The sequence below is a fragment of the Stenotrophomonas sp. TWI1183 genome (assembly GCF_039673115.1).
Classification (GTDB): domain Bacteria; phylum Pseudomonadota; class Gammaproteobacteria; order Xanthomonadales; family Xanthomonadaceae; genus Stenotrophomonas; species Stenotrophomonas maltophilia_AA.
This window is the reverse complement of sequence record NZ_JBDJKZ010000008.1, coordinates 1-21,340: the sequence shown is the minus strand read 5'-3', so window position 1 is coordinate 21,340 and position 21,340 is coordinate 1. Positions and strand designations below refer to the sequence as shown.

The window sequence follows — 21,340 nt, the reverse complement described above, 5'->3', positions numbered from 1 at the left end:
GTGCGACACCATACCCTGTCGGCCGCGCGGCGGCATAGGCCGGAAGCCCCTTCCCGCCTCAGGCGGCGGCGCGCTCGCCGATCTGGGCGCGGTAGGCCCGGGGCGACAGCCCGACTTCGGCCTTGAACTTGCGGGTGAAGGCACTCTGGTCCGTGAAGCCGCAGGCCTGGCCGATGCTGGCGATGCTGTCCGGGCCATGCAGCAGGTGCACCGCCATCTGGATGCGCAGGCGGGTCAGGACCTGCTGCGGGGTCATCTGGAACACCTTGCGGAAGGTGCGCTCCAGCTTGGACAGCGAGAATCCGGTGATGTCGAGCAGGGTCTGCATGCGCACGTTCTCCGCGTAGTGCGCATTCAGATGGGCAAGGGCCAGGCGGAGCTGTTCGTACTGGGTGCCCAGGCTGTCCTTCTGCCCCAGGTCGCGCGAGATCCCGATCAGCCCGCGGATCTGCCCGTCGACCAGCAGCGGCCGCTTGCAGGTCAGGCACCAGCCCGGCTCGCGGTTGGCGAACAGATGCAGCTCCATCAGGTTCTCGATGACCTTGCCGGCCAGCACCTGTTCGTCCTGGGTCGCGTAATCCGCGCCCAGCCCGGTGGGATAGATCTCCGCCGCGGTGCGCCCGATCACCTCCTTGCGCGACTTCAGGCCGAGCCGGCGCAGCATGGTCTGGTTGATGTGCGTATAGCGCCCGTCGCAGTCCTTCATGAAGAACAGGACGTCGGGGATCGCATCAAACAAGGCTTCGATGTCGGCGGGTTCAACGCGCATGCGGCTGGGAAACACAGGAGAAGACGCGCCCAAGGATACCTGCCCGGGCCCCGCCCACACAGCCGCCGGACGCGGCATGTGAAGCGCGGGTGCAAGCAGGGCCGCGTATTCGCACCCTCGATTAACGCCCTGGCCGCCAGTGTGAGGCGATCCCCTTCCCGCCAGCTCCCGGAGTCGCCTCATGGCCGCCAGCAAGAAAAGCACGAAGAACGCCCCCGCACCTGCCGATGTCCGCGGCGAGGGGGATGAACTGCACCAGCGTGCGGGCAACGGCCACCCGGTGCTGACCACCAACCAGGGCATCCCGGTCGGTGACAACCAGAACTCGCTGCGGGCCACCCCGCGCGGGCCGACCCTGCTGGAAGACTTCATCCTGCGCGAGAAGATCACCCACTTCGACCATGAGCGCATCCCCGAGCGCATCGTGCATGCGCGCGGCAGCGCAGCGCACGGTTACTTCGAGCTGACCCGCTCGCTCGGCGAGTACACCCGCGCCCGGATCCTCAGCGAAGTGGGCGTGCGCACCCCGTTGTTCACCCGCTTCTCCACCGTGGCCGGCGGCGCCGGTTCGGTCGACACCCCGCGCGATGTGCGCGGCTTCGCGGTGAAGTTCTATACCAAGGAAGGCAACTGGGACCTGGTCGGCAACAACATCCCGGTGTTCTTCATCCAGGACGCGATCAAGTTCCCGGACCTGATCCATGCCGTGAAGATGGAGCCGGACCGCGCCTTCCCGCAGGCGGCCAGCGCGCACGACACCTTCTGGGACTTCGTGTCGCTGATGCCCGAGTCGATGCACATGATCATGTGGGCGATGAGCGACCGCACGATCCCGCGCTCGCTGCGCACCATCGAAGGCTTCGGCATCCACAGTTTCCGGCTCATCAACGATGCCGGCGAATCGACCTTCGTCAAATTCCACTGGCGGCCGAAGCTGGGCATCCAGTCCACGGTATGGGACGAGGCGGTCAAGCTGCAGAGCGCGGACAACGACTTCCACCGGCGCGATCTGTTCGAGGCGATCACCGCCGGCGACTTCCCCGAGTGGGAGCTGGCCGTGCAGCTTTTCACCGAGGAACAGGCCGAATCGTTCCCGTTCGACCACCTGGATTCGACCAAGATCATTCCCGAGTCGCTGGTCCCGCTGACCGTGATCGGACGCATGGTGCTGGACCGCTGGCCGGACAACTTCTTCGCCGAGACCGAGCAGGTCGCCTACTGCCCGGCCAATGTGCCGCCGGGCATTGATTTCAGCAACGATCCGCTGCTGCAGGGGCGCCTGTTCTCCTATCTGGACACCCAGCTCAGCCGCCTGGGCGGTCCGAACTTCCACCAGATTCCGGTCAACGCCCCCAAGTGTCCGTTCGCCAACCACCAGCGCGACGGCCACATGCAGATGAGCATCCCGAAGGGGCGGGTTGCCTACGATCCCAGCTCCCTGCAGGGCGACACCCCGCGCGAAACCCCCGACGGCTTCCCCAGCCACGCCACCGCGCCGGATGATGGCCGCAAGGGCCGCGTGCGTGCGGAGAGCTTCGCCGATCACTACAGCCAGGCCCGGATGTTCTTCCGCAGCCTGGAAGCCCCGGAGCAGGCGCACCTGGCCTCGGCGCTGGTGTTCGAGCTGTCCAAGGTGGAGACGGTCAAGGTGCGCGAGCGCACCGTGAGCCACCTGCGCAACATTGACGAGACGCTGGCCAAGCGCGTGGCCGACGGTCTGGCGATGCCCGCCGTGCCCGAACCGGCCGCCACGCAGACCCCGGCGCAGGATTTCCCGAAGGCACCGGAGGTGCGCATCATCGGCCGCACTAAGGACCTGCTCAAGGGCCGCTGCATCGGCATCCTGTTCGACGAGGGCTCGGATGCCGCGCTGATCGCCAACCTGCGCAAGGCCGCCGACAAGGCCGGCGCCAGCGTCAAGCTGGTGGCGCCGAAGATCGGTGGCGCCAAACTCAGTGACGGCAAGACGCTGGCGGCGGACGGCCAGCTTGCAGGCACGCCGTCGGTGATCTTCGATGCGGTGGCCGTCGTGCTCAGCAATGACGCGGCCAAGAAGCTGAGCAGGGAGTCGGCCGCGATCGACTTCGTCAGCGACGCCTGGGCGCATCTGAAGGCGATCGGCGCCGACGATGGGGCACAGGCGCTGCTGAAGGTGGCCCGCGTCGGCAACGATGCCGGCGTGGTCGAGGCCGAGGATGCCAAGGCGTTCCTCGCTGCTGCCGCCACCCGCCAGTGGGCCCGCGAGCCGAAGGTGCGCACGCTCGCCTGAGCCGTGCGCGGTGCGCCGTGCTGATCTCAGCGCGGCGCGGGCGCCGCAGGGGCCGGCTTGGGCACCGGCGCCGGCTTCACGGGGACGGCCATCGACTGCAGCCGGCGGATCGAGCCGATCGGCACTGCCTCGGCGCGCCGCTGCTCCGGCCACCACAGGAACACGAAGGCACTGCTGGATCCCAGCAGTTTCGCGGTGCCGGGAAGCGCCGCCGCGTCATCACCGAGCACGACCTGCACCGACGTACCGCCCCTGCCCTCGAGGATCTTCTCGGCCGAGCTCAGGGCATACAGTGCCGCGCCGAATGCCATGAAGCAGACCACCGCAATGCACATACCGGTCAGCGGACGCAGCCCGGAGAATTCCCAGTTCATCCACGGCGACTCCGAGAACAGCATCCGCCATCCCCAGTGCCGCGCACGCAGGCGTGCCACCTTGGCCGGGTTGCGCCGCCGCAGTGTTTCCGGCCAGCCCAGCAGCACTGCCAGCAGCGCGCCCAGCAGCAGGATCAGGACGTAGGCCGGATCGCGCAGCCCGGCGACCAGGAAGTCGCTGACCTGCAGGTAGTCCAGGATCGACAGCCGGAATTTGAAATAGAAGAAGTAGCTCGACCACAACCCCAGCACGGAGAGGAACACGTAGCCGGCGCTCACCATCAGCGCCGGCTCCTGCCGCAGCAGGCGCCAGATCACCGCGACCATCGAATCTTCATTGCCGTGCGTGACCGGCAGCAACGACCAGTCGGTCGGCGCCTGATCATCCACCGGTGCCCGCGACTCACCGCCAGCGGTGGTCGCGATGCCCGCCGGTACGTCACCGTGGATACTGCCCTCGTCCCTGTTTCCCATGCGCCCCTCCCCCGTTCGGCAGAGCATCGCGTACTTTTGCGGTCGACGGAAGCGGGCCGGCCCCCGTTGCCACGCCCTGCGTGGGGCAGCCGTGAGCGCGGCCTTGCTGCACGCTGAAACTGGCGACCGTGGCGTGCTCGGTTCCCTCGATGCGCAGGTCGATGGCGAAGCGGTCGCACAGCCGGTGCACGATCGCCAGGCCGAGCCCGAAGCCGGCACTGCCCTCGCCTTTCGCGAATGCCCGCACGATCGTGTCGGGGTCGCCTGCCGGCGCCGTGTTGCGGATGCGCAGCCGTCCGGCCGCGACGTCGATGTGCACCTCCCCGGCCCGCGTGTGCGCGAATGCATTGCCCACCAGATTGGCCAGCAGCATGTGCAGGACCGGACCGGGTACCGTCAGGCGCGCGTCGCCGGGCACATCGACCCGCACCGCCACCGGCTTGCCCTCCAGCAGCGCCGCCTGCTCGACCACCACCTGTTCCAGCACCGGCAGTACCGCCAGCGGCGTCGCGTCCCGTTCCACGTTCTCTTCGCGGGCCAGCGTGAGCAGGGTGATCACGGTCTGTTCGAGGTGACGCGCGGAGTGTTGTACATGGTCGAGCTGCAACCGCCCGGCCGCAGACAGTCCCGGCTCGCGGGCCAGCTGTTCGGTCGCGCTGCGGATCACGGCCAATGGCGTGCGCAGCTCATGGCTGGCATCGCGGGTGAACGCATGTTCGCGCGCAACGAAGGCGCGCACCTGCCCGCTCAGCCTGTCCAGGCCACGGGCCAGCACACCGACCTCGTCATCGGGGAAATCAGCCGCGAACCCGACCGGCAAACGATCCGGTGCCATGTCATCCACCAGTGCCGCGAGTTTCGACAACGGCCGCGTGGTACGTCGCGCCAGCCACGCACCGGCCAGCACGGCGACCACGACCACGGCCGCGCCGGACCAGGCCAGCAACGCCAGTATCTGGCGGCGCATCGGCCGGACCACCAGCTGCTGGCTGACCTCGGCGACCAGCCACCCCGGTGCACCGGATCCGCCCGGCTGCAGCGCGCGCAGGTGATAGTGCCGTCCCGCGGTGCCGGCGATCTCGCGGCGCCACGGCTCGGCATTGAAGGCGACCTTGAGGTCCGCCGGGAACGTGGCAGGGCTGTCGTGGATCGTCATGAAGGCATTGCGCGGCGGCGACCACGTGCCACTCGCAGCCCGCTGGTCCAGCTGCTGCCGTGCTTCCTGTTCGAGCATCGCCTCGAAGAAGCGATCCTCCACGCTGTACACGAACACCGCCACGTACAGGCCGAACAGGCTGGCCACCGCGAGCGCGAACACCGCGAAGGCCAGCATCAAGCGGTTGCGCAGGCGGTGCACCGGTGCCGTCATGCGTCGGCCTCCAGCTTGAAGCCGACATCGTGCACGGTCTTGAGCATCGGCCGCTCGAACGGCCTGTCCAAGGCTTGGCGCAGCAGGTACAGGTGCGAGCGCAGCGGATCCGATGGCGGCGCTTCATCACCCCAGAGACGGCGGATCAACTCACTGCGGGTCACCGTGCGCGGCCAGGCTTCGGCGAGCAGCACCAGCAGCCGATAGGCCGTCTGTGGTAACTCGATCGTCTGCCCACTGCGGCACACGGCGCCGCTACGGCGGTCGATGCCGAGCGACCCGATGCGCAGCACGTGCCCGTCGCGTCGGCCGTGCCGATGGGCGAGCGCCAGGCATCGCGCCAACAGTTCCTCGCCGGCGAACGGCTTGACCAGGTAGTCATCGGCACCGGCCTGGAAGCCGATCAGTTTGTCGCCCAGCGTATCGCGCGCGGTCAGCATCAGGATGGGGATGTGGCGGTCGGCCTGTTCGCGCAGATGACTGCACACGCGCAGGCCGTCCATGCCCGGCAGGGTCAGGTCCAGCACCAGTACGTTGGGCGGTTCGTCCAGCGCCATCTGCAGGCCGCTGCGGCCATCGGCGGCAAAGGCCACGCGATGGCCACGCGCCTCCAGCAGCGTGGCCATGCCGGCGCGCAGCGCCGGGTTGTCCTCGATGACCAGGATGTGCAGGCCGTCGTGCATCGGGTCAGCCTTCGATCGTGGCCTTGAGCTGCTTAGCTTCGGCCATGTCCGGGTGGGATTCCAGCAGTTTGCCGAGCACGCTGCGCGCCTGCGCCACCTCGCCCAGCCGCCAATGTGCCTGCGCGATGCCCAGCGGCAGCTGCGGCTCGCTCATGTAGGGCGCAGCCAACTGCATGATCGCCAGCGCATCCCGCACCGCGGCATCGTCCTGCGCGGCCTGCAGCTGGTAGTAGCCGAGCACCCCGATCAACTGGTCGTGATAGCCGGTGCGGTCGCTGGCCAGCGTGCGCCTGACCGCGTCGCCCTCGCCGTCGAGCAGGCGCTGCACCAGCGCCATGCTGGCTTCATCGCGCCAAGGGGTGCGGGCGACCGGGGTGCGACCGATGGCGCGCACGATCGCTTCGGCGACCGCCGGCGTGGAGTACGGGTTCTGCCCGGTGATCAGCCGACCGTCCACCACCAGCTTGGGCATCATCAGCGGCGCCTGCTCCCAGTGCGCACCGCGCTCGCGCAGCGCGGTTTCCAGCAGGAACGGGAACTCCTTCGCCCAGCGTTTGCCGAACACGCCCTCCTCCGCGTTGGTGAAGCCGGTCATGCGGCGCCCGGCGACCAGCCGGGATCCGTTCGCCTGCCGCACCTCCACCAGCGCCGCCGGGCCATGGCAGACCGCCGCGACCACGCCGCCGCGGTCGTGCACCGTGCCCAGCAGAGCGCGCAGTGCGCCATCGGTGGGCAGGTCGAACATCGCGCCCTTGCCGCCGACCACGTAGACCGCTGCGTAGTCGGCCGCGCTGAGCGTCGCGGTGGCGCGGGTATCGGCCAGCAGCGCGGTCGCCGCCGGATCGGCCAGGACGCGCGCGTTGAACGGTTCCTTCGGATCGAACTTGTCGGCTTCCACCGGCCCGCCACGCGGGCTGGCGACCTGCACGGCCAGGCCGTTGTCGCGGAAGATCAGGTAGGCCTGGGCGAACTCGTCCATCTCGAAGCCAGGCCGGGTCTTGCCGTGATCGCGTCCTTCGCCGCTGACCACGATCAGCACCGTATCGGACGCCGCGGGGCGGGCGTGCAGTGTCGGGATGGCCATCAGCAGGGCCAGGACGGCACCGGTGCGGCGCAGCAGGGACAGCATCATGAGCGGCACTCCTTGGGAAGTGACCCCAGCCTGCCGCGCGGATGTGAAGCAGATTTCAAGCCGGCGCCGGCGTGCACACAGCTGAACAACCCGGCCGCCGGGTGCCGTGTCGATGGCTCCCTCGCCCCGAAGATGCGAAAATCCCTCCCCCTCCAGGGCAGGCCCCGCGCCCGCCGATTCCCGAGATACCGTGAAGACCCCCCAAGGCTTGCAGGCGCTGATCGACGACGGCGTGATCGATGAAGTGCTCCGCCCGCTCAAGAGCGGCAAGGAAGCAGCGGTATACGTGGTCCGCAGCGGCGACGATGTGCGTTGCGCCAAGGTCTACAAGGACATGGCCCAGCGCAGCTTCCAGCAGCGCGTGCAGTACCAGGAAGGCCGCAAGGTCCGTGGCAGCCGCGAAGCGCGCGCCGTGGGCAAGGCCAGCAATTACGGCCGCAAGCAGCAGGAAGCGGCCTGGAAGAACACCGAGGTCGATGCGCTGTACCAGCTGCGCGATGCCGGCGTGCGCGTGCCCGAGCCGTATGGCTATTTCCACGGCGTGCTGGTGATGGAGCTGGTCACCGATGCCGAGGGCTATTCCGCCGCGCGCCTGGGCGAGGTCGAACTGAGCCCCGAACAGGCCCGGGAGTTCCACCAGATCCTTGTCCGCCAGGTCGTGCGCATGCTGTGCTGCGGGCTGATCCACGGCGATCTGTCGCCGTACAACGTGCTGGTCGGCCCGGAAGGCCCGGTCGTGATCGATTTCCCGCAGGTGGTCAGCGCGGCAGGCAACAACGCCGCACGCACGATGCTGCTGCGCGACGTCAACAACCTCACCGCCTACCTCGGCCGCTGGGCGCCGGAGCTGCTGGAGACCTGGTACGGCGAGGAGATGTGGGCGCTGTTCGAGGCCGGCGATCTGCTCCCGGACAGCGTGCTGACCGGCGAGTTCGAGCAGGATGAAAGCACCATCGACCTGGATGGCGTGCGCCACGCCATCAACGATGCGCGCGAGGAAGCGCTGATCCGCCAGCAGGGTCGCGAAGCCGCCGAAGAAAACGACGACTGAGCGGGGGGCGCCGCTGCGTCGGGCGGCTGGATCGGCATGAAAAAAGCCCCGCGGATGCGGGGCTTTTCCGTCCAACTCAGCGCGCAGGTGCCGTCACGCGGCCTGCAGTGACCCCCGGCGCCGCAGGCCTGCCGCGGGGTCCTCCAGCGTGAACACCGCCACCGATTCGGTCAGTGCGTGCGCCTGCTGCTCCAGCGCGCGGCTGGCGGCGGTGGCTTCTTCGACCAGCGCCGCGTTCTGCTGGGTCACCTGGTCCATCTGCACGACCACCTGGTTGACCTGCTCGATGCCGGCGGCCTGTTCCTTGGTCGCCGCGGCAATGTCGCTCATCAGCTGATTGGTGCGCGAGCTGGCCTGGGTCAGGCGGGCGATCGCCGCTTCGGACTGCACGGTGACGCTCAGTCCGGTCTTGACCTTGCTGCTGGACTCATCGATCAGGTCTTTGATCTCCTTGGCCGCCGTGCCGGCGCGCTGCGCCAGCGTGCGTACCTCGGTGGCCACCACCGCGAAGCCGCGCCCGTTCTCACCAGCACGGGCCGCTTCGACGGCCGCGTTCAGGGCGAGGATGTTGGTCTGGAAGGCGATGCCGTCGATCACCGAGGAAATCTCTCCGATACGCGCCGAGGACTGGTCGATCTCGCTCATCACCGCGGCCATCTGCGCGATCGCCTGCTCGGTCGCCTTGACCGCCGCACCCGCCGCGTGGGCTTCATGGTCGGCCTGGTTGGCCAGCTCGGCGTTCTGCCGGACCGTGGAGGTCAGCTCCTCCATCGAGGCCGCCGCTTCTTCCAGGTTGGCTGCCTGCTGCTCGGTACGGCGCGACAGGTCATTGTGGCCCGCCGCCAGTTCCTGCGCGGCATCGTTGATGCTGCCGGCCGCGCCCTGGATCTGCTGCACGATGCCGGTCAGCTGCACCGCGGTGACGTTGGCATCGTCGCGCATCTGCGCAAAGACACCTTCGTACCTGCCGTCCATGCGTGAGGTCAGGTCGCCGGTGGAAATCGCGCGCAACACCTGCGACAGGTCCGCGATGCTGGCCTGCGAGCTGGCCATCATCCCGTTGAGCTGGGCGACCATCGCGCGGAACTGGAACTGGAACGCCGGCTCGTCGCCGCGCACGGAGAAGTCGCCGGCACGCGCGGCCGAGGCCAGTGTCTCGATCTGCTGGTTGATCGCCATCAGGCTGGCCTTGACGGTGGCCATGGTGGTGGTCAGCACGGCCTTCTCGCCCGGGTAGCTGTCCAGATCACGGCTCAGGTCGCCGATCGCGTAGCGCTGCATCACCTCGACCATATGGAACTCGACGGCCACGTGCGAACCGACCAGCTCGTTGGTGGCGCGGATCATCCGGCCGAAATCGCCCGGGAAGGCCGTTTCGTCCATGCGATGGCTGATGGCACCGGCCTCATGCTGGCGGGCCATGTCCAGCTGTGCGGTGATCGCGCCCTGGACACTCTGGCGGACCGTGGCCATCGCGTTGCCGAGCTGGGTGATCTCATCGCGACCGCCCAGATGGACGTCATGGGCCAGATCACCCTTGGCCATCCGGGTGGCCAGGCCGACGGCGCGGGCCAGCGGACCGGTCAGGCTGCGGCCGATCAGCACGGAGGCGGCGATGCCGACCACCAGCGCGATCGCGCCCAGCACCAGCAGCTGCAGCAGGGTCCGCTCGCCCAGCCGGATCGCTTCGGCAGCGGCCTCGCGGCTTTCCTTTTCCTCGTAGACCACGCCCTCGCTGAGCGCCTGGTTCCAGCCCTTGGCGGCGGCCTGCACGGCGCCCAGGGTGAGGGCCGTGGCAGCGGCAAAATCGCCCTGCTGAAGCTGTTCGCTCATCTGCTTGTTGAGCGGACGCGCCACCGCGCGGGCGGCCGCGATGGCGTCGCCGACGGCCTTGTCTTCCGGCTGCGCGGGCAAGGCCTGGTAGGCGGCCCAGCTGGCTTCATAGCGCGCGACCAGCGCGGCGATGCGCGCCTCATCCTCGGCCAGACCGTCGCCCTGGCGGATCAGCATCTCCCGGCGCACGACCATCATCTGGTTGTTGGCATCGAGCATGTCCGAGAGCAGCCGCACCTTGGCCACGTTGACCTCGACCACCTGCTGCATCGCGCGCTTCTGTACCGCACTCCCGGTGGCACCGGTGGCGACCACGGCCGCGACCAGCAGCAACAACAGGCCAAAGCCCATACCTAGACGCCAGACAACGCTGACGTTCCGCAAAAATTCCATGAGACATCCGAAAAACGTGGGGGGGGTGGGCTGGTATCGGCGGCAGACGCAGCGCCTTGACCGACGGCCGTGAGCCCGCTGTGAATGGATTCACATAACGCCGGCGTTGCCCCCCGCGTCGCCGCTCAGCCCCCCGTCAGGCTTTTCACGGCAAGTGCGCACGCCCGGCAGGCATGGTGGAAACACGTTCCCGCTGGAGTTGCCGATGTCCCTTCGCCTGCACCGTCTCGCCCGCCTCACCGCGCTCGCCCTCGCCCTGGGGGTCTCCTCCGGTTGGGCGGTCGCACAGACGGCACCCGCGCCCGCCGCGATCCCGGACGCCGACGCGACGCCGCTGGCGACCGGTCCACGCTCGGATCTGCATGCGCAGGTGCTGCTGGACCGCGCGCACTTCTCCCCCGGCCAGATCGATGGGGAGCGCGGCTCCAACCAGAAGCGCGCCGTGTCCGGCTTCCAGGCCGCCCATGGCATCAAGGTGACCGGCGAACTGGACGATGCCACCTGGCAGGCGCTGCAGCCGGATGCCGCCCCGCCCCTGGTGCGCTACACGCTCACTGCGGAAGACGTGGCCGGTCCGTTCCAGCCGGCGCCCAAGGGTCCGGCCGCGCAGGCCAAGCTGAAGACCCTGGGCTTCGGTTCGATTGAAGAAGCGCTGGGCGAGCGCTTCCATGCCTCCCCCGAGCTGTTGAAGACGCTCAACCCGGGCGTCGACCTGGGCAAGGCCGGCAGCGTGATCCAGGTGCCGAACATCGCGGCCGCCCCGCTGCCGAAGGCCAGCAAGCTGGTGATCGACAAATCCGACTCCACGCTGCGGCTGTTCGATGCGGACGGCAAAGTCTACGCGCAGTTCCCGGTGTCCTCGGGCAGCAAGCATGACCCGCTGCCGATCGGGAAATGGAAGATCCTGGGCATCTCCCGCGATCCCACCTTCCACTACAACCCCAAGCTGTTCTGGGATGCCAAGGCGGGCGACAGCAAGGCGGTCCTGCCGCCGGGCCCGAACAATCCGGTCGGCGTGGTCTGGATCGACATCTCCAAGCCCCACTACGGCCTGCACGGCACGCCCGAACCCGGCCATGTCGGCAAGACCGAATCGCACGGCTGTGTGCGCATGACCAACTGGGATGCGCTGCAGGTCGCCGCTGCGGTCGACGCCTCGGTGCCGGTCGTGATGCAGGAGTAATGGATGAAGACCTTTCGACTACTGGCAGTAGGACTGGTAATCGGCGTGGTCGGGTACTGGCTGCTGGGGCCGGGCCCCTCATCCCGGCTTGGCGCCGCCGAACCGGCCAAGGTGGGATCGGCCACCAGTTCGGCCCGCGCTGCGCTTGATGCCCCGCCGCCACCGGCGCCGGCCACGACACCGGTGCCCGCCGACACCTCAGCCACACCGCCCGCGCCGGACGCGGGCGTTTCGACACCCGCACCGACAAGCGGCGCGGTGGGCGCGTTGCTGCTGCCCGTGCAGGGCGTCGGGGCCGATCAGCTGCAGGACACCTTCACCGATGCGCGCAGCGAAGGCCGCGTACATGATGCGATCGACATCCTGGCGCCGAACGGGACGCCGGTGCTGGCCGTTGCCGACGGGACGGTGGAGAAACTGTTCGACAGCGTGCGGGGCGGCCTGACGGTGTACCAGTTCGAACCCAGCGGTCGCTACTGTTACTACTACGCGCATCTGGACCGCTACGCCGACGGGCTGGCCGAGAAGAAGACGATCAAGCGCGGTGAGGTGATCGGCTATGTCGGCAGCACCGGCAACGCGAGTCCGGAGGCGCCCCACCTGCATTTCGAGATTCATGTACTGGGTCCGGAAAAGCAGTGGTGGAAAGGCGAATCGATCAATCCGTATCCGGTGCTGAAGGGACAGCAGGCGCTCTGATCAACGCGCGCCGGGGGATGCGTCCCGGATCGCCCGCGCCAGTTGCCAGGCGCGACCGCGCAGTGCATCCAGGCGCTCATTGAGTTCACCCGCGTCTGCGCGCCACTGGAAGTGGCCATTGCTGTAATCCAGGCCCAACGCAACATCATTGAACGACCCCATGCCGCCATAGGCGCGCAGCACGCTCTCCGGCGCGCCTGGATCGCCCTGCTCAAGCTGGGTGATGACCCGCTGCATCCAGTCGGCCCAGTGGGTTTCCCCGTCGCCGCGCAACAGCGCTTCAAGCTCGGACACCACCGCATGCAACGCGCGGTCCGCGCTGCTCATGCCGGTGGCCACGTGATCTTCAGGCACCCTGTGTCGCCCCTGCTGATTGGTGAGGCTGCACAGCATGCCATGGCGCCGCGCTGGCGGGCGTGGTCACTGCGGTCCGATGGACGCGGGCAACCAGTAAAACTACTGGTGCGAATACGGGAAATTGCCGTTGCCCCGGGCATCGACGCGGCGGACACTGCGTGCTGAAGACATGCCCCACCCCTGCGGTCTGGAGACACCTGTGATGATGCTCGCGCACCGCGTTGCCCTGCTCCTTCTCTGCGGCGGAGTCGCCGCAAGTACCGCCGGGGCGCAGGACCTGCCCGCCACCGCGCCGGATCGTTTCGCGATGCTGGACCGCAATGGCGACGGCAAGGTCAGCCGCGATGAGTACGACGGAGATGCTTTCTTCCGTCTGGTCGATGCGGACCACAATTACCGGGTGAGCGTGGAGGAGGTGCAGGCGGTGCTCGGCCCGCAACGTGACGGCGAGTTCTCGGCGGCCGAATGGGTCCGCATCGCCGACCTCAACGGCGACGGCGAATTGAGTGCCGAGGAGATGCGTCGCTCATCGGAGATGCGTTTCCAGAACCTGGATGCCAACCACGATGAGAATCTGGAACTGTCGGAACTGCAGATGGGCCTCGGCCGGCGCTGACCCGGGCTCGGCAACGGAAAAGCCCCGCTTGCGCGGGGCTTTTCTTTACGCCTTAGACCTTCACGCCATACCGGACATGGCCCGGGACTACGCGCCTGATCAGGCGAACGGATCCTGCAGGACCATGGTGTGGTCGCGGTCCGGGCCGGTCGAGACGATGCTGACCGGGCAACCGGCCAGCTCTTCCAGCGCGCGCAGGTAAGCGCGGGCGGCCGGCGGCAGGTCGTCCCAGTTGGTGATGCCGTGGGTGTTCTCGGTCCAGCCCGGGAACTCCAGGTACACCGGCGTGCATTCTTCCCAGCCCTGCGCGTCCAGCGGGGCGTACTCGGTACGCTTGCCGCGGTATTCGTAGGCGATGCAGACCTTCAGCTTTTCCATGCCGTCGAGCACGTCCAGCTTGGTGATGCACAGGCCGCTGATGCCGTTGATGGCCACGGCGCGCTTGAGCGCGACGATGTCCATCCAGCCGCAGCGACGCGGGCGGCCGGTCGAGGCGCCGTACTCGGCACCGCGGTCGCGGATGCCCTGGCCGACTTCATCGTCCAGCTCGGTCGGGAACGGGCCACCGCCGACGCGGGTCGCGTAGGCCTTGGCGATACCCAGCACGTAGTCGATCGCATCGGCGCCCACGCCGGCACCGGCCAGTGCGCCACCGACGGTGGTGTTGGAGCTGGTGACATACGGGTAGGTGCCGTGGTCGATGTCCAGCAGCGCGCCCTGGGCGCCTTCGAACAGCACGCGCTTACCCTGCTTGCGCAGGTCGTGCAGGATGCCGGCGACGTCGGACTTCATCGGCTCCACGTACTCGCCGAAAGCCAGTGCTTCGTCGTAGGTCTTCTGGAAGTCGACCGCGTCGGTCTTGAGGTAATTGGTCAGCACGAAGTTGTGGTAATCCAGCGCGGTGCGCAGGAGTTCTTCCAGCTGGGCCGGGTAATGCAGGTCGGCGATGCGGATGCCGCGACGCGCCACCTTGTCTTCGTACGCCGGGCCGATGCCACGGCCGGTGGTGCCGATCGCCTTGCCGCCGGCAGCGCGTTCGCGCGCCTGGTCCAGGGCGATGTGGTACGGCATGATCAGCGGCGCGGCCGGGGAGATCTTCAGGCGCGAACGCACTTCCACGCCGGAGGTTTCCAGCTCGGCGATTTCCTTCTGCAGCGCGGCCGGCGAGATCACCACGCCGTTGCCGATCAGGCACAGCGCGTCTTCACGCAGGATGCCCGACGGAATCAGGTGCAGGACGGTCTTCTTGCCATTGATGACCAGCGTGTGGCCGGCATTGTGGCCGCCCTGGAAGCGCACGACAGCGCCGATTTCCTCGGTGAGCAGATCGACGATCTTGCCCTTGCCTTCATCGCCCCACTGGGCACCCAACACGACAACTGACTGACCCATGACGGGTAACTCCTGGTTTTTGTGCGGCCATCGGGGCCGCGGGTTTGGGACCATGCCGGGGTGGCCGATCAGCGCGGGGTGGCGGGCTCCAGCGGGGAGCGCGCCGACGCTGGGGTACCCAGACACGGAAAAAGCCGGACGAGTGACCCTGAAACAGAGTGCCCGTCCGGCTTTTGTGCATTATCCGGGTTTCCGGTGGCCGCTGCCACCCCGGCCGCGGGCGGACTTCACCGGCCGGTCAGGACCGCCGCGGAATGGTGCCGGCCAGCGGCCGGCACTACCAGACAGGGCATGGCGGGAACCCGCTCAGTGCTTCAACCACCACAGCGTGGTCAGCCCGGCCAGCAGGATCACCCCGCCCCAGGCACGCAGGGCGCTGCTGCGCAGCATCAGCAGCTGCTCGGCCATCCGTTTCCAGGCCAGCGGGGCGGCGAACAGGAACAGGCCTTCGAGCACGGCGACCAGGCACAGGGCCGAGAACAGTTCTTTCATGACATCTCCACAAACAAAACGGGGACCCGGTCTGCACCGGGTCCCCGTGGATGACTACCGCCTGCGGCCTCAGCGATCGCTCTTGAGGTACTGCAGGAACGGGTCGTTCTTGTCGAGCACGATCACGCCGTTGCCGTCGGTCATGGAGCCACGGTAGGCCTCCAGGCTGCGGTAGAAGGCGTAGAACGACGGGTCGGCCGAACCGGCCTTGCCGTAGATGCGGGCGGCGTCGGCATCGCCGGCACCACGCAGCTGCTGGGCATCACGCTCGGCTTCGGCCACGATCACGGTGCTCTCGCGGTCGGCCTGGGCACGGATGGTCAGCGACTGCTCCTCACCCTCGGCGCGCAGCTTGGCGGCTTCCTGCTTACGCTGGGCGCGCATGCGTTCGTACACATCGTTGATCACCTGGCTGTCGGTCGGCAGGTCGATCTGCTTGATGCGCAGGTCGATGATCTGCATGCCGAGCGCCTTGACCGACTCGTTGATGCCGGTCAGCTGGTTGGCGATCAGTTCGCTGCGATCCCCGGACACCAGCTGCTGCAACGAACGCGAGTTGATCTGGTTGCGCAGGGAATCGGTGATGATCGGGGCCAGACGGGCATTCGCCACGCGGGCATCGCCGCCGGTCGCACGGAAATACGCGCGCACGTCGGAAATGTAACCGATCGCGAAGAAGTCGACGCTGACGTCCTTCTGCTCGGCGGTGAAGTAACGCGCCGGGGCGGTGTCGAGCACCTGGAAGCGGCGATCGAACACGCGCACCGTTTCCACCAGCGGCACCTTGAAGTGCAGGCCCGGCTTGATGTCCGCACGGACCACCTTGCCCAGGTTCAACACCATCGCGGTCTGGTCCTCACGGACCACGTAGACCGAACCCAGCAGGCCGAGCAGGACCGCTACGGCCAGACCAATCCACAGTGAACTTCTCATCGGCTGCCCTCCTCACGACCGGTCGGGCGCGTCGTCGGACGCTCCGCATTGCGAACGCCATCGACGGCCGTGCTGGCAGGCAGCGACGGCAGCATGACTTCCGGGGTCACCGCCGGAGCGGCATTGGTGCTGGTGCGGTTGTCGCCCGGCATCGGCACGTAGATCAGCTGGCGGCCATCGCCACCGATGATCTTGCGGTTCTCCGAGAGCACCTTCTGCACCGTTTCCAGCCACAGGCGCTTGCGCGTGACTTCCGGGGCATCCTTGTACTGGACCTGCAGCAGGCTGAAGCGCGAGGCATCACCCTCGGCCTTGGCGACCACGGCCTGCTTGTAGCCTTCGGCGGTGGTACGGGCCCGCGAGGCCTGGCCGCGCGCTTCCGGAACCACCTTGGCCGCGTAGGCCTGGGCTTCGTTGATCAGACGCTCCTTGACCTGCTGGGCACCGTTGACCTCGTCGAAGGCCGGCTTGACCTCCTCGGGCGGGCGGGCATCGGGCAGGGTCAGGCCGGTCACCGACAGACCGGTGCGGTAGCTGCCGAGCGAGGCCTGCAGGCGCTCTTCGGCCGCCACGGCCAGCGGGCCACGGTTGTTCAGCACGTTGTTGAGGTCCGCACGACCGACCTGCTCACGCACGGCGCTCTGCGCGGTCTGTTCCAGCACCTGGTCGGCATCGACCGAGCCGAACAGATACAGACGCGGATCGTCGATGCGGTACTGGACGTTGAGCGAGACGTTGACGATGTTCTCGTCGCGGGTCAGGACCGGCACCTGGCTGCTGAACGTCTTGATCTCGGTGGCATTGACCTTGGTCACCGATTCCAGCGGCCACGGCAGCTTGAAGTTCGGGCCAGGCTGCAGGATGCGATGGAACTGACCGAAGCGCAGCACGACGCCGCGTTGCTGTTCGCCGATCAGCTGGAAGCTGGAGAACAGCAGCAGCAACACCGCAGCCACTGCCACCCACCGCAGGATGCCGCCATCGAACAGGTCTTTCAGCGGACCGGGCAAACCGCCCCAACCGCCGCCATTGCCGCCACCGCGAGGACCGAACGGCCCACGTCGATTCTCGTCGGGGCCTTGTCCGCCCTTGTTGCCGCCGGGTGTATTCCAGGCCATGCACGCTCCATCAAGGTAAGGTTGCCTGCGGGCCATTCCCGCACCGTCAACCGTTAAAACGTTAAATCGCTGTCGATTCTACTAGATGGGGCAGATCGACAGGATTGGAAGGGGTCACGCATCTCGGGGAACGATTCATAACCGCATCCGCGAAGGTCCGTGAGGGTCCCCGCGCGCCGGAGCAGCGGGTAAGGTGGTGTTTTCCCCCGTCAGGCATCTTCATGGCAATTCCCGACCGGTTCAACGCTTTCCGCATCCACCAGGACGATACCGGCTACCACGCCGGGCTGGAACCGATCGGCCTGGACCAGCTCAACCCGGGCGAGGTGGTGATCCGCGCGCACTGGTCCTCGGTCAACTATAAAGATGCGTTGGCCGGCACCGGCAAGGGCAGGATCCTGCGCCGCTTCCCGCTGGTCGGCGGCATCGACGTGGCCGGCACCGTGGTCGCCTCGACCGATCCGGCCTACCGCGAGGGCGATGCGGTACTGGCCACCGGCTGCGGGCTGAGCGAGACCCGCGATGGCGGCTACAGCCCATATGTGCGCCTGGCCGCCAGCGCGGTGATCCCGCAGCCGACGGGACTGACCCCGCGTGAGGCGATGATCCTGGGCACGGCCGGCTTCACCGCTGCGCTGGCCCTGGTGCGGATGCTGGACAACCGGCAGACCCCCGCCCACGGGCCGCTGGCCGTGACCGGAGCGACCGGCGGGGTCGGCTCGCTGGCGGTGGACATCTTCACCCGGGCCGGTTTCGAGGTGCATGCGATCAGCGGCAAGGCCGACCAGGCCGACTACCTGCGTGGACTGGGTGCCCGCGAGGTCCTGCCGCGGGACGTGCTGGCGACCACCCGGCCGATGGAATCGGCACGCTTCGGCGGCGGCCTGGACAATGCCGGCGGCGCGATGCTGACCAGCCTGCTGGCCCAGACCGTGCCCTACGGCTCGGTCGTCAGCGCCGGCCTGGCCGCGAGCCCGGCGCTGGACATGACGGTCATGCCCTTCATCATCCGCGGCGTGTCGCTGATCGGTGTGTCGTCCTCCAGCGCACCGCGTGATCTGCGCGAAGCAGTCTGGGCGAAGCTGGGCGGCGCGTGGAAACCGGCGCATCTGGAGACGATCTGCACGGGCGAAGTCGGGCTGGATGGCCTGCCGGCAGCGTTCGATGCCCTGCTCGCAGGCGGCAACCACGGCCGCACTTTGGTACGAATCGACTGAGCGTGGCAGCCGGGCGACGGACGGCACGTCCGGCGCTTCACGACGGTGCGAGGCCCGCACTACACTGCGGGCATCACACGGGGAACAACATGGCACGCATTCTGATCGTCGACGATTCACCGTCGCAGCTGTTGGGGATACAGCGGATCGTCGAAAAACTCGGGCACGAAATCCTGACCGCCACCGATGGCGCGGCCGGGGTGGAAGCGGCCAAGGCCGAGCTGCCCGATCTGGTGCTGATGGACGTGGTGATGCCCAACCTCAATGGTTTCCAGGCGACCCGTACCCTGGCACGCGATGCCTCGACCAAGCACATCCCGGTGATCCTGGTGACCACCAAGGACCAGGACACCGACCGCATGTGGGGCATGCGGCAGGGCGCCAAGGCCTACATCACCAAGCCGTTCTCCGAGGACGAGCTGTCCGAGGTGCTGGAGCGCGTTTTCAGCCACCAGGAACCGCCGACGGCATGAGCCGATGGCACGATGAGCCGACCAACGGTCGGCTTCTACCGCGAAGGCAATCGCGGCCGACCCGGTAGATACCGACCGTTGGTCGGTACGCAACAATGACCGGGACGCCGCGCAACGCCTTGCATCACACCTTCTCGCCGAACGCCTTGGCCAGCGCCTTGTAGGCCTTCTTCTGCGCTTCGTCGGCCGGCGCCGGCGCGATGATCTCCAGCTCCACGATCTGGTCGCCGTCCGGGTTGCCCGGCAGGCCGCGGCCGCGCAGGCGCAGCTTGCGGCCCGCGTCGGACTCGGCCGGCACCTTCAACTCCACCGCCCCGCCCAGGGTCGGCACGCTGATGCTGGTCCCCAGCGCGGCCTGCCACGGGGTGACCTGCAGGGTGTACAGGATGTTGCGACCGTCCACCTCGAACTGGGGGTGTTCGGCGTATTCCACTTCCAGCAGCAGGTTGCCACCGCCGGTGCCCTGCCCGGTCAGGCGGATCACCTGGCCCGGGCGGATGCCCTTGGGCACGCGCACATCCAGCTGCTTGCCGCCCACGTTGATGCGCAGGCTGTCGCCCTGGTAGGCGGCTTCCAGCGGCACCGACAGCTTGGCGCGGGTGTCGCGGGTGGGCTGCGGGCCCTGGCTGGCGCCGCCGAATCCGCTGGCGCGGCCGCCACCGCCGCCCCGCTGGCGCGCGAACAGGCTTTCGAAGAAGTCGCTGAAGCCGCCGCCACCGGCGCCGCCCCCGAACACCTCTTCAAAATCGTAGCCCTGCCCACCGCCATAGTTCGGCGGGGTGTGGAACTCTTCGCCGGGCCGGTAGCCCTGCGCCTTCAGCTGGTCATAGGCCGCGCGCTTCTGCGGGTCGCGCAGCGCCTCATAAGCCTCGTTGACCGCCTTGAATTTGTCCTCCGCCCCCGCTTCCTTGCTCACATCCGGGTGGTACTTGCGCGCCAGGCGGCGGTAAGCGGTCTTGATCTCAGCATCGCCCGCGGTGGGTTCCACCCCGAGCGTGGCGTAGTAATCCTTGAATTCCATCCAAACACCTCGACTAAGTTCGGCCACCCGCGTGGGCGGGCGCCGTCCGCGCAATTCTAGCCGCTGCGGACCGGCCCACCGTGACGCCGGGCGCGAATGATCCTGCGCAATGCGGCGGACATCCCGGCCGGCTACGCTGCCCCCGGTAGCCCGCCTCTCCCGCTCCAGATGGGTCTGCACGTCCGGTTTTCAACGTGTTGACATGGCCATCCCATGCCCCTCACTACCCTGCCTGTGTCCAAGGAGTCCGCATGACCATCCACGTTGGCGACCGCATTCCCGAAGTCACCCTCAAGCGCATCCGCGAGGGCATGGAGACCATCGACACCCATGCCCTGTTCGATTCGCGCAAGGCGGTGCTGTTCGGCGTGCCCGGCGCATTCACCCCGACCTGTTCGGCCCGGCACCTGCCCGGCTTCATCGAGCAGTTCCCCGCGTTCCGCCACCGCGGCATCGAAGTGTTCTGCATGGCGGTCAACGATCCGTTCGTGATGAAGGCCTGGGGCGAGAGCCAGCAGGTGCCCGACGGCCTGCAGCTGTTGTCCGACGGCAATGGCGACTTCACCCGGGCCCTCGGCCTGGAAATGGATGCCAGCAGCTCCGGGATGGGCATCCGCTCGCGCCGCTTCGCGCTGTACGTTGAAGACGGTGTCGTGCGCGAAACCTTCATCGAGGAACCCGGAAAATTCGAGGTGTCTTCGGCGCAGTACGTGCTGGAGCATCTCCCCCGCTAGACCCACGCAACAGAGGAATCCGGCCAGCCATGTCCAAGCCAGCCAAGAACACCCCCGATACCGCCCCGAACACCGCCCGTCCGCCGGGCATCAGCGATACCGCCACCCTGCGCGCCAAGGCCCGCAAGGACATCGAAGACGGCGCGATCACCGACAGCTACAGCGCCGACCGCAAGGCGGTGATCAAGCTGCTCAACGATGCGCTCGCCACCGAGTACGTGTGCGTGCTGCGCTACTACCGCCATTACTTCATGGCCAAGGGCATGCTCGCCGATTCGATCAAGGCCGAGTTCCTGGAGCACGCCCAGCAGGAGCAGGCGCACGCCGGCAAGCTGGCAGAGCGCATCGTGCAGCTCGGCGGCGAGCCGGATCTCAACCCGGATACGCTCACCGCACGTTCGCATGCCGAGTACAAGGAAGGCAGCGACCTGCGCGACATGGTCCGCGAGAACCTCATTGCCGAGCGCATCGCGATCGACAGCTACCGCGAGATGATCAACTTCGTCGGCGACAAGGACACCACGACCAAGCGCATCCTCGAAGAGATCCTCGCGCAGGAAGAAGAGCACGCCGACGAATTCGCCGATCTGCTCGACGGCTGGATCGGCGAGTAACGCCGGCCGCGTGCCGGCTTCTCGCAGGATCCGAAGGCACGTGTAGTGCCGGGCCCGGGGCGGCGCCAAGGTGTCCGGCCGGCCCGCCGCCCCCCCAACCCGTGGTGGTGTGCTGCCCGCCCACAGCCCGCCCAAACCCACAAG

The 21,340-nt window shown here is 67.8% G+C and carries 21 protein-coding genes; 9 read left to right on the top strand and 12 right to left on the bottom strand.

Annotated elements, in window-relative coordinates; genetic code table 11:
- Nucleotides 1-58: 58 nt before the first annotated feature.
- Nucleotides 59-769 carry an AraC family transcriptional regulator gene (locus tag ABE434_RS09645; RefSeq protein WP_019183477.1) on the bottom strand — a complete coding sequence of 237 codons (711 nt, stop codon included), beginning with the start codon at nucleotides 767-769 and terminating at the stop codon, nucleotides 59-61.
- Between the two features lie 181 nt (nucleotides 770-950).
- Here ABE434_RS09645 and ABE434_RS09640 point away from each other — a divergent pair, with 181 nt between their 5' ends.
- Nucleotides 951-3,038 (top strand): catalase, encoded by a 2,088-nt coding sequence (locus ABE434_RS09640; protein WP_346478665.1) that lies wholly within the window; start codon nucleotides 951-953, stop codon nucleotides 3,036-3,038.
- A gap of 26 nt (nucleotides 3,039-3,064) precedes the next feature.
- Here ABE434_RS09640 and ABE434_RS09635 read toward each other — a convergent pair whose 3' ends face one another.
- Genes ABE434_RS09635 through ABE434_RS09620 form a run of 4 tightly spaced genes read right to left on the bottom strand, consistent with a single transcriptional unit; the run spans nucleotide 3,065 to nucleotide 7,070 of the window.
- Nucleotides 3,065-3,886, bottom strand: a complete 822-nt coding sequence (locus ABE434_RS09635) for a hypothetical protein (RefSeq protein ID WP_346478664.1) — start codon at nucleotides 3,884-3,886, stop codon at nucleotides 3,065-3,067.
- A complete protein-coding gene (locus tag ABE434_RS09630; RefSeq protein WP_346478663.1) occupies nucleotides 3,852-5,255 on the bottom strand; it encodes a HAMP domain-containing sensor histidine kinase in 1,404 nt (467 codons plus the stop codon). The genes ABE434_RS09635 and ABE434_RS09630 overlap by 35 nt, the downstream gene beginning before the upstream one ends.
- Entirely contained in the window at nucleotides 5,252-5,938 is a 687-nt protein-coding gene (locus ABE434_RS09625) for a response regulator transcription factor (protein ID WP_346478662.1), read from the bottom strand. Before ABE434_RS09625 ends, ABE434_RS09630 begins: the two co-directional genes overlap by 4 nt.
- A gap of 4 nt (nucleotides 5,939-5,942) precedes the next feature.
- Nucleotides 5,943-7,070 carry a DJ-1/PfpI family protein gene (locus ABE434_RS09620; RefSeq protein ID WP_346478661.1) on the bottom strand — a complete coding sequence of 376 codons (1,128 nt, stop codon included), beginning with the start codon at nucleotides 7,068-7,070 and terminating at the stop codon, nucleotides 5,943-5,945.
- 190 nt (nucleotides 7,071-7,260) lie between these two features.
- Between ABE434_RS09620 and ABE434_RS09615 the strand changes: the two genes are divergently transcribed.
- Nucleotides 7,261-8,121: a PA4780 family RIO1-like protein kinase gene (locus ABE434_RS09615; RefSeq protein ID WP_346478660.1), complete on the top strand. Its 861-nt coding sequence runs from the start codon at nucleotides 7,261-7,263 to the stop codon at nucleotides 8,119-8,121.
- 93 nt (nucleotides 8,122-8,214) lie between these two features.
- Here ABE434_RS09615 and ABE434_RS09610 read toward each other — a convergent pair whose 3' ends face one another.
- Nucleotides 8,215-10,347 carry a methyl-accepting chemotaxis protein gene (locus ABE434_RS09610; RefSeq protein ID WP_346478659.1) on the bottom strand — a complete coding sequence of 711 codons (2,133 nt, stop codon included), beginning with the start codon at nucleotides 10,345-10,347 and terminating at the stop codon, nucleotides 8,215-8,217.
- Between the two features lie 205 nt (nucleotides 10,348-10,552).
- Here ABE434_RS09610 and ABE434_RS09605 point away from each other — a divergent pair, with 205 nt between their 5' ends.
- Nucleotides 10,553-11,530 (top strand): L,D-transpeptidase, encoded by a 978-nt coding sequence (locus ABE434_RS09605; RefSeq protein ID WP_346478658.1) that lies wholly within the window; start codon nucleotides 10,553-10,555, stop codon nucleotides 11,528-11,530.
- A gap of 3 nt (nucleotides 11,531-11,533) precedes the next feature.
- A complete protein-coding gene (locus ABE434_RS09600; RefSeq protein WP_346478657.1) occupies nucleotides 11,534-12,229 on the top strand; it encodes a M23 family metallopeptidase in 696 nt (231 codons plus the stop codon).
- Here ABE434_RS09600 and ABE434_RS09595 read toward each other — a convergent pair whose 3' ends face one another.
- Nucleotides 12,230-12,583 carry a hypothetical protein gene (locus ABE434_RS09595; RefSeq protein ID WP_346478656.1) on the bottom strand — a complete coding sequence of 118 codons (354 nt, stop codon included), beginning with the start codon at nucleotides 12,581-12,583 and terminating at the stop codon, nucleotides 12,230-12,232. It lies immediately after the preceding gene.
- 205 nt (nucleotides 12,584-12,788) lie between these two features.
- On the opposite strand from ABE434_RS09595, the gene ABE434_RS09590 reads away from it, so the two are divergent.
- Nucleotides 12,789-13,202, top strand: a complete 414-nt coding sequence (locus tag ABE434_RS09590; RefSeq protein WP_346478655.1) for a hypothetical protein — start codon at nucleotides 12,789-12,791, stop codon at nucleotides 13,200-13,202.
- A gap of 99 nt (nucleotides 13,203-13,301) precedes the next feature.
- On the opposite strand, the gene ABE434_RS09585 is transcribed toward ABE434_RS09590, so the two are convergent.
- From ABE434_RS09585 to hflK, 4 genes are all read right to left on the bottom strand, one after another.
- Entirely contained in the window at nucleotides 13,302-14,594 is a 1,293-nt protein-coding gene (locus tag ABE434_RS09585) for an adenylosuccinate synthase (protein WP_088432983.1), read from the bottom strand.
- Between the two features lie 306 nt (nucleotides 14,595-14,900).
- On the bottom strand, nucleotides 14,901-15,086 hold the full coding sequence (locus tag ABE434_RS09580; protein WP_346478654.1) for a DUF2065 family protein: 186 nt from the start codon (nucleotides 15,084-15,086) through the stop codon (nucleotides 14,901-14,903).
- A 69-nt stretch (nucleotides 15,087-15,155) separates the two neighbouring features.
- Nucleotides 15,156-16,019 (bottom strand): protease modulator HflC, encoded by an 864-nt coding sequence (locus tag ABE434_RS09575; protein WP_019186091.1) that lies wholly within the window; start codon nucleotides 16,017-16,019, stop codon nucleotides 15,156-15,158.
- Nucleotides 16,016-17,137 carry an FtsH protease activity modulator HflK gene (gene hflK / locus ABE434_RS09570; protein WP_121038866.1) on the bottom strand — a complete coding sequence of 374 codons (1,122 nt, stop codon included), beginning with the start codon at nucleotides 17,135-17,137 and terminating at the stop codon, nucleotides 16,016-16,018. The genes ABE434_RS09575 and hflK overlap by 4 nt, the downstream gene beginning before the upstream one ends.
- Nucleotides 17,138-17,358: 221 nt before the next feature.
- On the opposite strand from hflK, the gene ABE434_RS09565 reads away from it, so the two are divergent.
- Nucleotides 17,359-18,354, top strand: a complete 996-nt coding sequence (locus ABE434_RS09565; protein ID WP_346478653.1) for a YhdH/YhfP family quinone oxidoreductase — start codon at nucleotides 17,359-17,361, stop codon at nucleotides 18,352-18,354.
- 89 nt (nucleotides 18,355-18,443) lie between these two features.
- Entirely contained in the window at nucleotides 18,444-18,827 is a 384-nt protein-coding gene (pilH, locus tag ABE434_RS09560) for a twitching motility response regulator PilH (RefSeq protein WP_176990568.1), read from the top strand.
- Between the two features lie 124 nt (nucleotides 18,828-18,951).
- Here the strand turns inward: pilH and ABE434_RS09555 are convergent, their stop codons facing one another.
- Entirely contained in the window at nucleotides 18,952-19,848 is an 897-nt protein-coding gene (locus ABE434_RS09555) for a DnaJ C-terminal domain-containing protein (RefSeq protein ID WP_346478652.1), read from the bottom strand.
- A gap of 251 nt (nucleotides 19,849-20,099) precedes the next feature.
- Between ABE434_RS09555 and ABE434_RS09550 the strand changes: the two genes are divergently transcribed.
- A complete protein-coding gene (locus tag ABE434_RS09550) occupies nucleotides 20,100-20,582 on the top strand; it encodes a peroxiredoxin (RefSeq protein ID WP_346478651.1) in 483 nt (160 codons plus the stop codon).
- A 29-nt stretch (nucleotides 20,583-20,611) separates the two neighbouring features.
- The gene (locus ABE434_RS09545) at nucleotides 20,612-21,196 is read left to right on the top strand and encodes a ferritin-like domain-containing protein (RefSeq protein WP_179460352.1); all 585 of its coding nucleotides are present in this window, start codon (nucleotides 20,612-20,614) and stop codon (nucleotides 21,194-21,196) included.
- Nucleotides 21,197-21,340: the final 144 nt, after the last annotated feature.

Coding starts and splice junctions, on each gene's coding strand:
- ABE434_RS09645 (WP_019183477.1), bottom strand. CDS start 769: ATGCGCGTTGAACCCGCCGACATCGAAGCCTTGTTTGATGCGATCCCC.
- ABE434_RS09640 (WP_346478665.1), top strand. CDS start 951: ATGGCCGCCAGCAAGAAAAGCACGAAGAACGCCCCCGCACCTGCCGAT.
- ABE434_RS09635 (WP_346478664.1), bottom strand. CDS start 3,886: ATGGGAAACAGGGACGAGGGCAGTATCCACGGTGACGTACCGGCGGGC.
- ABE434_RS09630 (WP_346478663.1), bottom strand. CDS start 5,255: ATGACGGCACCGGTGCACCGCCTGCGCAACCGCTTGATGCTGGCCTTC.
- ABE434_RS09625 (WP_346478662.1), bottom strand. CDS start 5,938: ATGCACGACGGCCTGCACATCCTGGTCATCGAGGACAACCCGGCGCTG.
- ABE434_RS09620 (WP_346478661.1), bottom strand. CDS start 7,070: ATGATGCTGTCCCTGCTGCGCCGCACCGGTGCCGTCCTGGCCCTGCTG.
- ABE434_RS09610 (WP_346478659.1), bottom strand. CDS start 10,347: ATGGAATTTTTGCGGAACGTCAGCGTTGTCTGGCGTCTAGGTATGGGC.
- ABE434_RS09605 (WP_346478658.1), top strand. CDS start 10,553: ATGTCCCTTCGCCTGCACCGTCTCGCCCGCCTCACCGCGCTCGCCCTC.
- ABE434_RS09600 (WP_346478657.1), top strand. CDS start 11,534: ATGAAGACCTTTCGACTACTGGCAGTAGGACTGGTAATCGGCGTGGTC.
- ABE434_RS09590 (WP_346478655.1), top strand. CDS start 12,789: ATGATGCTCGCGCACCGCGTTGCCCTGCTCCTTCTCTGCGGCGGAGTC.
- ABE434_RS09585 (WP_088432983.1), bottom strand. CDS start 14,594: ATGGGTCAGTCAGTTGTCGTGTTGGGTGCCCAGTGGGGCGATGAAGGC.
- ABE434_RS09580 (WP_346478654.1), bottom strand. CDS start 15,086: ATGAAAGAACTGTTCTCGGCCCTGTGCCTGGTCGCCGTGCTCGAAGGC.
- ABE434_RS09575 (WP_019186091.1), bottom strand. CDS start 16,019: ATGAGAAGTTCACTGTGGATTGGTCTGGCCGTAGCGGTCCTGCTCGGC.
- hflK (WP_121038866.1), bottom strand. CDS start 17,137: ATGGCCTGGAATACACCCGGCGGCAACAAGGGCGGACAAGGCCCCGAC.
- ABE434_RS09565 (WP_346478653.1), top strand. CDS start 17,359: ATGGCAATTCCCGACCGGTTCAACGCTTTCCGCATCCACCAGGACGAT.
- pilH (WP_176990568.1), top strand. CDS start 18,444: ATGGCACGCATTCTGATCGTCGACGATTCACCGTCGCAGCTGTTGGGG.
- ABE434_RS09555 (WP_346478652.1), bottom strand. CDS start 19,848: ATGGAATTCAAGGATTACTACGCCACGCTCGGGGTGGAACCCACCGCG.
- ABE434_RS09550 (WP_346478651.1), top strand. CDS start 20,100: ATGACCATCCACGTTGGCGACCGCATTCCCGAAGTCACCCTCAAGCGC.
- ABE434_RS09545 (WP_179460352.1), top strand. CDS start 20,612: ATGTCCAAGCCAGCCAAGAACACCCCCGATACCGCCCCGAACACCGCC.